Annotated in this window: 9 protein-coding genes; 5 read left to right on the forward strand and 4 right to left on the reverse strand. The window is 40.7% G+C overall.

What is annotated here, in order from left to right:
• The first annotated feature begins 61 nt into the window (after positions 1-61).
• The 4 genes from H5120_RS08260 (at position 62) to H5120_RS08275 (ending at position 6348) form a co-directional block, all read left to right on the forward strand.
• Positions 62-1588 (forward strand): tryptophan halogenase family protein, encoded by a 1527-nt coding sequence (locus H5120_RS08260; RefSeq protein ID WP_182674077.1) that lies wholly within the window; start codon positions 62-64, stop codon positions 1586-1588.
• 12 nt (positions 1589-1600) lie between these two features.
• Positions 1601-2362, forward strand: a complete 762-nt coding sequence (locus H5120_RS08265; protein WP_182674078.1) for a SapC family protein — start codon at positions 1601-1603, stop codon at positions 2360-2362.
• A gap of 53 nt (positions 2363-2415) precedes the next feature.
• Positions 2416-3894, forward strand: coding sequence for an SLC5 family protein (locus H5120_RS08270; RefSeq protein ID WP_182674079.1), 1479 nt, complete (start codon positions 2416-2418; stop codon positions 3892-3894).
• Between the two features lie 321 nt (positions 3895-4215).
• Positions 4216-6348 carry an alpha-galactosidase gene (locus H5120_RS08275; RefSeq protein WP_182674080.1) on the forward strand — a complete coding sequence of 711 codons (2133 nt, stop codon included), beginning with the start codon at positions 4216-4218 and terminating at the stop codon, positions 6346-6348.
• Positions 6349-6508: 160 nt separating this feature from the next.
• Here the strand turns inward: H5120_RS08275 and recG are convergent, their stop codons facing one another.
• The 3 genes from recG to asnC are packed head-to-tail and all read right to left on the reverse strand — an operon-like array spanning position 6509 to position 9835.
• A complete protein-coding gene (gene recG / locus H5120_RS08280; protein WP_182674081.1) occupies positions 6509-8590 on the reverse strand; it encodes an ATP-dependent DNA helicase RecG in 2082 nt (693 codons plus the stop codon).
• Positions 8591-8648: 58 nt separating this feature from the next.
• Entirely contained in the window at positions 8649-9335 is a 687-nt protein-coding gene (gene trmH, locus H5120_RS08285; protein ID WP_007580009.1) for a tRNA (guanosine(18)-2'-O)-methyltransferase TrmH, read from the reverse strand.
• A gap of 41 nt (positions 9336-9376) precedes the next feature.
• Complete coding sequence (gene asnC / locus H5120_RS08290) at positions 9377-9835, reverse strand: transcriptional regulator AsnC (RefSeq protein WP_024595831.1); 459 nt, start codon at positions 9833-9835, stop codon at positions 9377-9379.
• 197 nt (positions 9836-10032) lie between these two features.
• Between asnC and asnA the strand changes: the two genes are divergently transcribed.
• A complete protein-coding gene (gene asnA / locus H5120_RS08295; protein WP_182674082.1) occupies positions 10033-11028 on the forward strand; it encodes an aspartate--ammonia ligase in 996 nt (331 codons plus the stop codon).
• Positions 11029-11067: 39 nt separating this feature from the next.
• Here the strand turns inward: asnA and H5120_RS08300 are convergent, their stop codons facing one another.
• Positions 11068-12675: a DUF342 domain-containing protein gene (locus H5120_RS08300; protein ID WP_182674083.1), complete on the reverse strand. Its 1608-nt coding sequence runs from the start codon at positions 12673-12675 to the stop codon at positions 11068-11070.
• Between the last annotated feature and the right edge of the window lie 96 nt (positions 12676-12771).

Consider the following 12771-nt stretch of genomic DNA (forward strand, 5'->3'; position numbering starts at 1 on the left):
GTGCCCTACCGGGCATTTGTTGTATAAAACGTTATCAAAGATACTCAAAGAGTAGTCCATTATGAATAAAACAATAAAAACAATCGCAGTAATTGGTGGCGGCACAGCAGGATGGTTGAGCGCTGCAATTATAGCTTCGTATCACCAAGGTAAAAATGGTGATGGCTTAAAAGTGATGTTGGTTGAATCGTCAGATATTCCAACAATTGGTGTAGGTGAAGGTACCTGGCCCACTATGAAAAACACACTTCAGCAAATAGGTTTGCGTGAAGTTGATGTATTTAAAGCCTGTAACGCTACCTTTAAGCAAGGTGGTAAATTTGTAAATTGGACGCACGGCAACTACGACTTTTACTACCATCCATTTACTGTACCGCTAGGCTACGGCCGCATAGATTTAGCCCCTTATTTAGATAATGTTGAAGATTTTGCACAGCAAACTAATTTTCAACATGATATTTGCGAAGCAAGCTTAGCCCCAAGAGGTATAGCTCAGGGTGAATATCAAGGTAACTGTAATTACGCTTATCACTTAGATGCCGGCGCTTTTGCAGAAATGCTTAAACAGCATTGTAAAAGTAAGCTTGGCGTAGAGCATATTGTTGGTACTGTTGATCAGGTAAAACTTGATGACGATGGTGCAATAAATAAGCTTACTCTAAAAGATCAAACCCGCATTATAAGCGCCGATTTATTTATAGACTGTACTGGTTTTTCATCATTGTTATTAGGCCAAGCGCTCAAGGTACCATTTAAAAAAATGGACCACGTGCTATTTAACGACAGCGCACTGGCGATGCAAGTCCCTTACGATGAAAACGATGACTCCTTAGCAAGCCATACCATAGCAACAGCGCAAAACGCTGGATGGATATGGGATATAGGTTTAACGCATCGTCGTGGTGTAGGGCATGTATATTCAAGCAAATTTTTATCAGACGATGAAGCAGAGCAAAACTTACGTAACTATTTAGGTGATGCTGCAAACGGCTTAACCGCCCGTAAAATTAGCTTTGAGTCGGGCTACCGTGAAAAGTTTTGGCATAAAAACTGTGTGGCTATTGGTATGTCAGCAGGGTTTGTAGAGCCGCTTGAAGCAACCGCTATTATGCTTGTTGAAATTTCAGCACGCTTTGTAGCAGAGCATATGCCAGCAGATACACAAGTAATGCCTATTGTAGCTAAACGCTTTAACGAGCAAATGGACTACCGCTGGCAGCGCATTATCGACTTTTTAAAGCTGCATTACATGTTAACCAAGCGCCCAGAACCTTACTGGCAAGCACATGTGCAGCCCAATACTATTCCACAAACCCTGCAAGAAGATTTACTTCTTTGGGGAAGCCGTGGCCCGCTTATTCAAGATTTTCATGGCGCATTAGAGTTATTCCCAGCCGCCAGCTACCAGTACGTTTTATATGGCATGGGCTTTAAACCAGATTTTACTAAACAGGCTTATTTGTATTCACAAGACGCGCAAGCCAAACAAATAATTGAACGTAACAGCCAGCTTACACAGCAGATGTTGCAAACTTTGCCGCCACACCGCGCTTATATTGAGCAGTGGTTAGCGGCTAACCCAGTTTAAGGATGTGTAACTATGGCTATTAGTGAACTAGTAAACACCAAACATCAAACATTAAAAATTAACCCCAATGCAGCCGTTGAATACGCAAAAACGCAGCATTTAGTTAATTTAAGAGCTAACGAAGTGGCAAAAGCTGCATGCGACTTACCTCTATTTTTAGCGCGAAATACGCAAAACGGCAGTTATACCGTATCGGGTTTAACAAGCTTTAGTGCTGGGCAAAGTTTATTGGTTAATAACGACCAGTGGCAGGCGCTTTACACACCGGTATGTATACAAACTCACCCTCTTTATTTAATGACCCGTGAAGCAAATAGCAGCGACTACTTTATTGCGATTGATGATCAAAGCTCAGCCATAAACACCGAGCAAGGTGAGGCACTATTTGATGCTAAAGGTAACCCAAGCTTATTTTTAAATTCACAGCAAAAGCTACTTGAGAGCGATTTAAAAAATGATTATCAAACGTATCAATTTACTCAAGAAGTAGCGCGCTTAGGGCTTATTAAAAACATAGATATTGTATTGCAGTTTGAACAAGGCGAAACCCAAACTATTCAAGGTTTGAGCACCGTTGATGAAGACAAACTGCAAACTTTAGATAGCGATACCGTTGCAAACTTACACAAGCAAGGTTACCTAAGTGTGCTTAACAGTATGCTTATTTCACTGTTTCAGTTAAATGCATTGGTAAAGCTGCACAACCAACGTCCCGAACTTATGCCTTTAAAGCAAATTAAGTTAGAACTAAGTCGAGATGCGCACGCGCTGTAGCGTGCACTTTTTTATTACACAGACATTGCGCGTAACGCGCAGGAGACACACACATGTCAGACAACATTTTACAGCTGGTGGTTTTTGTTTTTGTCACCGCTTTAATCGGTGGCCTTACTTATTGGAAATGCCGAGGCCAAAATCGTAATAACGGACAAAGCCAAACCAAAGAGTATTTTTTAGCGGGCGGTGGCCTTACTTGGATGTTTGTTGCAGGTTCAATCACATTAACTAATTTAAGTACTGATCAGCTTGTAGGTATGAATGGCAACCAAATGGCTTTGCTTGTTTGGTGGGAGCTTGCAGCAATTATAGGTTTGATTATTTTAGCCAAAGTGTTCATTCCTGTTTATTACAAATACAATTGTACTACCACCACAGAGCTTTTAGAAAAGCGCTATAACAACAAACATATTCGCGCTGTTATTGGGGGGTTATTCTTTTTAGGTAATGCACTTATTTACATGCCGGCTGTAATTTATTCTGGTGCGCTGTTTATGCAAACCATGTTTAAGGTTGATATTCCCCTAATGTATATTGCCACTGCATTTGCCATTGTAGGTGCTATTTATGCGTTTTTTGGTGGTCTACGTGCAGTTGCAGTGTCTGATACTTACAACGGCTTACTGGTACTGGGTATGGCTGTTTTAGTGGTGTTTTTAGCACTAAATGCCATTGACTATGACTTCTCGGGCATTCCAGAGGAGCGCTTAACACTCATCGGCGATGCTGATTCACCTATTCCATGGCCGACACTTTTAACCGGTATGATCTTTATTCAAATGTATTACTGGGGTACTAACCAAACAATTACGCAACGAGCAATGGCTGCTCCTAATGTTAAAGAAGCGCAAAAAGGTATATTTGCAGCTGCGGGTATTCGTTTTTTAATCGTCCCTGCAATTGTGGTATTACCGGGTATTATTTCGTTTAAACTTTACGGCGATATTGGCGACGCTGCTTATGGTCGAATTGTAGGTGATGTAATGCCAGCATGGTTAACCGGTGTGTTTGCAGCGGCAATGGCAGCCGCTGTACTCTCTACTTACAACAGCTTATTAAATTCAGCTACAGCACTATACGTGTGTGACATTCACGAAGCTTACTTTAATAAAGAGCCAAGTGTTGTAAAGCTAAGTGGTTACGTAACATTGCTACTAACAAGCTTAACACTGGTACTTGTACCAATTTACCAGCAAGCAGACAGTATTATTAACTTGCTACAGCAATTAAATGGCTTATTAAGTATGCCTATATTCTCAATTTTTGTAGTGGGCTTATTATTTAAAAATGTTGATGCACGTGCAGGTATTGCAGCAGTAATTTTAGGTGTTGTAATGTACGGCATGCTTACGTTTGCAAACTCGCCACTACATACTGACATTCATTACATTCACTTAATGCCAATTACACTGATTGTATGTGTAGCTTTTGCATTGATAGTAAATAAAGTGGTATTTGGTTTGAATGCGCAGTGGGCAGGTAAAACACCGGCACTTGATGACGCAGGACAAGTACAAGTACAAAAATAGATTGTAAATAGTTTAAGCTGACAAAATCGGTCATGGGGCAACTCTGGCCGATTTTTTATATATATTAAAAGCAATAATAGAGCTTTAAAGTGAGGGTTGGTTTAATACTTTTTATTACAGTGGTACTTCCAGTGAGTTTATCTGACTATTTGCGATGTAAAGACTATCAAAACCTAATTTGTATGATATATACTATTATTGTTGAGTGTCACCATCTGATAGATTGTGGCTCAAGCAAAGAGATACATTTAGTAAATAGTGTAGCTTACTAATTTTCGTTATATTTATAACTCACACAATGAACAAGAGGATAGGAAAATCATGGCCGACACTAAATCATTTTATCGATTAGACAGTGTAAACAGCACCGTTATTTTCGATTGCCAGAGCAAAACACCAGCGTTACTGTACTTTGGTAAACGCCTATCTGAGCAAACAACAGAAACAATGCTTACTCAGCTTGCTACCCGTCAAGAAGTAAAATGTGCCGTGGTTGAAGAAGCGCCTATTTCTCTATCTCCTTTATTAGGCGAAGGCTTTACTGGCGCGCCAGGGCTTGAGCTAGTAAATGATTCAATTGCATGGTCAGTTGGGCCAGAGCTTCAAGAAGTGCGTCAGCCTTCAAGTGCGACTGTTGAGTTTGTAAGTGTAGATAAGCTTCGTGGTATTGAAGTCGTGCACAGCATTACGCTTGACAACAACAGTGACGTACTAAGTGCACACACTGTATTAACTAATTTAGGTGACTCACCACTGAGCGTTAATTTTTGCGCTGCGCCAACATTTCAATTGCCAGATAGCGTAAGCAAAATAGTGAGCTTTGAAGGTCGTTGGTCAAACGAATTCCAGCGTCAATCTGTTGATTTAGTGCTTGGCAGCTTTGTACGTGAAAACCGTAAAGGCAAAACATCACACGATGTGTTTCCTGGTTTATTAGTGCATAACGAAAATGCAGGCGAGCAACACGGCGAATGTTACGGCTTTCATTTAGGTTGGAGCGGCAACAATAAACTACGCGCAGAGCTTCTAGCTGAAGGTCGTCGTTATGTACAAATGGGTGAGCTATTACTTCCTGGTGAGCTTACGCTTGCTAAAGGTCAAACGTATCAAAGCCCGAGCATTTATGGCTCGTTTTCAAGTGAAGGTTTTAGTGCACTTTCTCGTAATTTCCATCGTTTTGTTAAAGCTAATTTACTTAGCCAAGCACAGTGTGAAAAAGCGCGCCCTGTGCATTACAACACGTGGGAAGGTATTTACTTTGATCACGACGTAGACACGCTTAAGCAGTTAGCCGACAAAGTAGCGCCGTTAGGTATTGAGCGTTTTGTACTTGATGATGGCTGGTTTAAAGGCCGCCGTGGCGACAATGCAGGCTTAGGTGATTGGACTGTAGATTACAAAATTTACCCAGATGGCTTATCGCCAGTCATTGATCATGTAAACAGCTTAGGCATGGAGTTTGGTATTTGGTTTGAACCAGAAATGGTAAACCCTGATAGCGATTTATACCGCGCGCATCCTGATTGGGTATTAGGCTCTCAAAACAACGAACAGTTAAGCTTTAGAAATCAGCTCGTACTTGATTTAACGCGCTCTGAGGTTGTTGAGTACCTATACAAAGCGATTGACGATATTTTAGTTGAATACCCAACTATTAAGTACATTAAATGGGATATGAACCGCGATATTAACCATGCGGGTAATTTTGATGGCAAGCCTGCTGTGCATCAGCAAACATTGGCACTTTATCGTTTAATTGACCGTATTAAAGCGGCGCACCCTGGTCTTGAAATAGAAAGCTGTTCGTCAGGTGGTGCACGTGTAGATTACGGCGTACTTGCACACACAGACCGTGTATGGACGTCAGATTCAAACGATGCGCTTGATCGCCTTGAAATACAGCGTGGATGTTCGTTCTTTTTCCCATCGTCGGTAATGGGTGCACACGTAGGCCCACGCGATTGTCATATCACAGGGCGTAATGTAAGTATTGAAATGCGTGCTGCGGTATCAATGTTTGGCCACATGGGTATCGAAATGGACCCACGAGAGCTGACCGATCACGAATACAATGCACTTAAAGCGGCAATAGCACTTCACAAAGAGCATCGTGAATTTATTCATGCTGCCGATTTATACCGCCTAGATAGCGACGATTTATCAATTAACTTTGGTTTAATCGATGAGCAAAAAACAAAAGCGTTATTTGCTTATAACAGCGTTCGCGAAACACCGCGTACAGCGCCTAATAAGCTTCGTTTTGTTGGCTTAGATGCCGATGCGCAGTACACACTTAATTTAGTGTGGCCGGTAAATTTTGAAGAGTATCGTCCATCTTCTATTGCTGCGGTAAGTGGTCAAACATTTACAGGTGAAGCGCTAATGCAGTTTGGTTTACAAATGCCAATATCATTCCCGCAAACATCGCTTATATTTGAGCTTAACAAAGCTTAAATTGAACTAAGAGCAGTAAAGGGCGCTAATCGCTTTTATGCTGCTCTATTTAGATATCAGCAGTCAGCTCTATATTGTTTAGAGCTGACTTTTTTATATCCTTAGTAAGCTAATTTAGTAAATTAACTTAGTAAACTCAAAAGTATAGAAAATAAAGTGGTTACGCTTGCGCGTAATTTTGCTTGTTACCCAACCAACGTTGAATTAGTGGGTCAACAACCTCTGGATGTTGCTTAAGCATTTGTTGTGCAATTGGCCTTACTTGATTAAGTATGTGCTTATCACGAGTAAGATCGGCAATTTTAAACTCGGCTAACCCTGTTTGTTTTGTACCGAGTACTTCACCAGGGCCACGAATTTCTAAATCGCGCTCTGCTATCACAAAACCATCGTTACTATCGCGTAGTACACCTAATCGCTTTTGAGCAGTATGAGACAGTGGTGCGTGGTATAAAAGCACGCAATGCGATGCCGTAGCGCCACGGCCAACTCGCCCACGTAACTGATGCAGCTGTGCTAAGCCTAAGCGCTCAGGGTTTTCTATAATGATTAAGCTCGCATTAGGGACGTCTACACCAACTTCAATAACCGTAGTGGCTACTAATACGTGTATGTTTCCTGCCTTAAACTCGCTCATAATGGCTTGTTTTTCAGCTGATTTCATTCGCCCATGTACTAAGCCTACGTTTAGCTCTGGTAGCGCTTCTTTTAACTGCAGTGCGCTGTCTTCGGCGGCTTGGCATTGCAGTACTTCAGATTCATCAATAAGTGTACACACCCAATAAACTTGGCGGCCTTGCTCGTTACACGCTAATTTAACGCGGGCAATAATATCGTCTCTGCGAGTATCAGGAAGTGCCACTGTTGTGATTGGCGTACGCCCAGGTGGCAGCTCATCAATCACAGAGGTTTCTAAGTCGGCATAGGCGGTCATAGCGAGTGTACGTGGAATGGGTGTTGCGGTCATGACTAGTTGATGAGGGTAACAATCACCAAACTTACCTTTTTCACGCAGTGATAAACGCTGGTGGACACCAAAGCGGTGTTGTTCATCAATAACGATAAGCACTAAGTTATTAAACTTAACTTCATCTTGAAATAAAGCGTGAGTACCTACAATCATTTGCGCTTCACCAGAGGCTATTTTTTCAAGTGTTGCTACGCGCTCTTTGCCTTTTGTTTTACCGCCAAGCCAAGCAACTGTTATACCTAGTTGATTAAACCACGTTGTAAAATTAACACCATGTTGCTCTGATAAAATTTCAGTAGGAGCCATTAAAGCGACTTGAAAGCCCTGCGCAATGGCTGTTAGTGCACTAAGTGCTGCTACTAGGGTTTTACCTGAGCCTACATCGCCTTGTACTAAACGCATCATGGGATACGCGTGTTGCATGTCACCTTTAATTTCAGCAACTACGCGGTTTTGCGCATTTGTGGGTGCAAAAGGAAGTTGCTCTAAAAATTGGCTTTCTAATGTGTTTACCGGATTTAATGCCACGGCTTTAACTTGTTGCCCTTGCTCTCGTACTTTTAATAAGCTGAGGTTTTGAGCAAGTAACTCCTCAAATACAAGGCGCTGTTGAGCAGGGTGAGTACCTTGCTCTAATGCAGTTACATCAACATCATTTGGTGGGCGGTGCAGTAATAATAGTGCGTCACTTAGCGGCATATTTGATGGCTGCCACTGTGAAGGCAGTAGTTCTTCTACTGAGTATTTATTTAGTAAATCAATAGCCTGTTCGCTTAAAGCTCTAATCGATAGTTGCTTTAAGCCTTCGGTTGTTGAATAAACGGGCGTTAATGTTGTCGCTACCGGCTGCTCGTTAGAGGTATCGCTGATGCTGTATTCAGGATGACTCATTTCAAAGCCAACACGGCCACGGCGCACTTCACCAAAACAACGTATTATTTTACCAGCGCTAAATGCGTTTTTTTGTGCGGCGGTAAAATTAAAAAATCGTAGTGTTAGCCTGCCAGTACCATCATTGATTTGGCAAACAAGCATGCGCCTTTTTCCAAACGTGATTTGGCTTGTTTCAATTGTTGCTTCAACACTCACGTGGCTATGTAGTGACAACTCATTAATCGCGTATAAGCGAGTGCGATCTTCGTAGCGAAGTGGCAAATGAAAAAGCATATCTTGCACAGTTAAAATACCTAGCTTTAACAAACGCTCAGCCATTTTTGGGCCGACCCCTTTGAGCTCTGTAATTGGGTATTGATTTAAGCTAGGTTTAGACAAATTATATCAATCTTATTATTTGTGAATAAGTTAAGTGTACTTACAGAGCTTTAGTCCATCAAGTATGTTTTAAAGCTTGCCAAAATTGCTCGTCAGCGACTATTTCGCCGTTTTCATCAAGTGCAGGATAAGGTAATTTTTTTTGTTTACACTGCCTTGCGATAATAGGGTGGCAGCCTTCAAAGTAAAGTGGATGTTTAACTTCGGCGCTCAACATATCCCTATTATATAAACCAGCCAGCTCGCGTTGGCGCTGTGCTTCAAATAATATTAGCGCAGCAGCAACTGAAACATTTAGCGATTGCACCATGCCTTGCATTGGAATAATAATATTTTGATCGGCATATTCTAGGGCTTTTTCTGAGATCCCCGTTTTTTCTTGTCCAACAATAATAGCCGTTGGCTTGGTGTAATCTACTTCTCTAAAATCAACGGCATCTTCTGATAAGTGAGTCGCTAATATTTGTATTTCTGGATTGCGTTCACGCATTGCAGTAACTGCATCATCAATATTTCTATGTAAGTGCGTCTCTAGCCAGTTTTTACTGCCACCTGAGGTGTTATTTGTTAGCCATTTTTGCTTTTCAGGCCATACAGCATGTACGTGATGGCAACCAACCGCATCAGCACTTCGTACTATTGCAGATAAGTTATGGTGTTTGTGCACGTCTTCTAAACACACGGTTAGGTCTGTTTGACGGCGCGAAAGTACGTCTTCGATTCTTTGGTAGCGAGTTTGCTGCATGGTTATCCTCTTTTTTCGGCAATTATACGAGATTTTTGCAGTTAAGGCATTACCGTACGGCTAATTGGATTTTGTAGAGAAATAAGAGTTTCTGTTGATTGAATGGCTTCTATTGCCTGTATTTTATTAATCAGCACATCTTGTAAGTGATCAATAGATTTTGTCATTACCTTTATAAATATACTGTAGTTACCTGTTGTGTAATAAGCCTCTACCACTTCCTCCAATGCTTCTAGCTTTATAAGTGTTTGTGGGTAATCACGTGCGTTATTTAAATTAATACCTATAAAGCAACACACATCGTAGCCTAACTGTTTAGTATTAATCGTTAATTGGGTGCCTGTAATGATCCCTGCTTGCTTCATTTTTTCAATTCTTACGTGAATTGTCCCTGCGCTTACATTAAATCTTTTTGCTAATTCGGCGTACGCAGTACGGGCATTTTCCATTAATGCATGAAGTATCTGTTTATCGAGATTATCGATTAAATAATTTTCCATTATATTTTTCTCATAAAATTATCGAATATATGATTTTTATACCACTTAATTGATGGTTTTAATATGTTAAAGCTATTTTTGTTATGGGATATTGAATTAATTAATCAAATCGTTACATTAACCTCATTAAAGGCGCTCATTAGGGTGCTTTTTATCAATTAAGCAAGTAACAATAACTGGGAATGAGGCCAATTATTATGAGTTCACACTATGTGCAGCAACAGCAGCAAATAAGTAAAGTTAAGCAATTTTTTTCACAGCAACTAGAAACCCAACTTGGGCTGGTTGAGGTTCAAGCCCCTATTTTGGCTAAAGTAGGTGACGGCACGCAAGATAACTTAAGTGGCCATGAAAACGCAGTTGCTGTAAATGTAAAAGCGATTACAGATAGCCGCTACGAAGTGGTGCATTCATTGGCTAAGTGGAAACGTAAAACACTCGCAACTTATGGCTTTGGTGTTGGTGAGGGTATTTACACTCAAATGAAAGCTTTGCGCCCAGATGAAGATTCATTAAGTCCTATTCATTCTGTATATGTTGATCAATGGGATTGGGAAAAAGTAATTAACGAAACCACAGAGCGTTCGCTGGCAACACTAAAGCAAACTGTTCAATCTATTTATAAAGGGATAAAAGAGACGGAAGCTTTTGTAAGTGAGTCTTATGGTTTGATGCCTTTTTTACCGGACGACATTAAGTTTGTGCACAGTGAAGAGCTACGTAAAATGTACCCTGACTTTAGCGCTAAACAACGCGAAAAAGCCATTGCACAAGAATATGGTGCTGTATTTTTAATTGGTATTGGTGGCGCGCTTGGTGATGGCAAAATCCATGATGTAAGAGCCCCAGATTACGATGATTGGTCTACGCCGACATGCGAGCAATACATGGGTTTAAATGGTGATATTTTAGTATGGAACCCAGTACTTGAAGACGCCTTTGAAATTTCATCAATGGGTATACGCGTAAGTCCTGAAGTTTTAAAAGCGCAGTTAAGGGTTACTGGAGATGAAGAACGCTTAGAGTTTGACTGGCATAAAGCGCTACTACAAAGTAAATTTCCGCAAACAATTGGCGGTGGAATAGGGCAGTCGCGCTTGGCTATGCTCTTGCTACAAAAGCAGCATATTGGTCAAGTACAAGTGGGTGTATGGCCGCAGCAAACACATGCTGAGGTAAGCGGTTTACTTTAAATGTGAATAAATTTGAGTGCTCAATAGAGCACTCAGTTATTAGCTTGTTTTGAACTCTATTTCAATTTTGTTATTCAAAAGCTTAACGTTGCACGGAGGGTAATTGCGGATTGTTTTAAGTACTTTATCAAAAATATGAATCTCTACACCTGAATGCAAAACAGAATTTACCGCTAAATTAGCGTCGTTAAGTAAATCGTGTAAGTCGTGATCTAAGTTTGAAAGACGTTTTTCTAATTGCTCCGCCTGCTCACAATAATGCTTTTGAGTAGCACCAATTTTAGTAATTAATAGTTTTTTCTTTTCGGCATCTTTCACTAAATCAGTTTTTTCTAGTGCTGCTTGCAACGTGTCTAGCTGTGCATCTGTTTTAGCTAAGTCTTTAAAGCAATTATCAGTATCAGCGGTTATTTCGGCGCCAGAAGCCGCTAGGTTAATAATCATTTTAGCGCCTGATTCATTCCCTATTTCGCCAGCAATGAGGGTCGTTGCATCGAGTATTTCGCCACCAAATATTTTACCCTTAGGTAAGTCGGATTGACCAACTTGCAGTAAGCGTTTAGCTTTCATTACACAGTGGCTTGTTTGGCGATCAATAAAAATATTATTTGCTTCTAGGTAGCAATACTGTGAATGGGATACGTGAATATCACCTTGTGCAATAAGCTTACAAGACAGTGATTGTTCGTCGGCTTTTTGATGGCCAATAATGCCTTGTTTAACGGTGATGTTTCCGCCTGCGGTAAGCTCTCCTGATTCAACAGTGCCAAATATAGTAATATCGCCTTTGGCTGTTACTTTCATTCCAGGGTCTATATTACGGGTAACAATAACACTGCCTTGAAAGTCAATGTGGCCGCTTTTTACGTTTACATCTGAAATGGTAAAAATATCGTCGACACGCATACCATTATTAATTTCAACCGGAACACCCGCAATAGTAGAGACTAGTTCAAGCGGATTCAGCTTTGATATTTCGGTGCCTTCGCCTGCCACTAATTGTTTATTTTCTCCGGGTTTTGCGGGCAGTATGTCACCTATTACGGTAAAGCCTTCTTTACCAGGAGTTGCTGGTTGTTGGCGAATAAGCACAGAGCCTGGTTCTACACTTGCAAGCTTGCCAAAATCGCGCATATCCACGCTGCCATCTTCTTTGAGCTTGGGGGTTTTTAAACGGTCTTTTAAAGTCTCTACGGTTGTTATTAGTTTAGTAGCTAAACCATCACTTGGTAGTCTGCCTTTAGCTAATACTCCCTTAACGACAGAACCCGGTGTATGATCAAACTGTTTTTGCAGTAGCAACTCTAAAAATGCTTGCTTATAGCCACGCACAATTCCTGCTTTAACGAGTTGTTTTTTTGCATCTTCTAAACTTAATAATTTTCCGCCTTGGGCAAGGGTTAGCTCGCCAATGGCCAGCATTTTATCGTCGCTAATTGTTACATTTAAAGTGGCATTGTGTTTTGTTGCTACAACCAGAGTGTGTTGTGTGTTTTCGTTTTTAAAAAAATCATTAATAGCGTCATGATCTATTTTGCAGTCGCAAAAAGCTGACTTTTCGAGAGCCTCTAAAATAAATGCAGCGCTGGGAGGAATATGTTCTTTTACATCAAGTAAAACATTTCCATTGTTGGCAAGCTTAAACACGAGTTAATCCTTTTTTACTACTTAAGTTAAGTTTGTTTTTTTAAACACAACTACAGATTGCTAGAAATTTACATTTGAGTCAAGATGTCACAGAGA

Source organism: Pseudoalteromonas sp. SR43-2, from assembly GCF_014163885.1.
Classification (GTDB): domain Bacteria; phylum Pseudomonadota; class Gammaproteobacteria; order Enterobacterales; family Alteromonadaceae; genus Pseudoalteromonas; species Pseudoalteromonas distincta.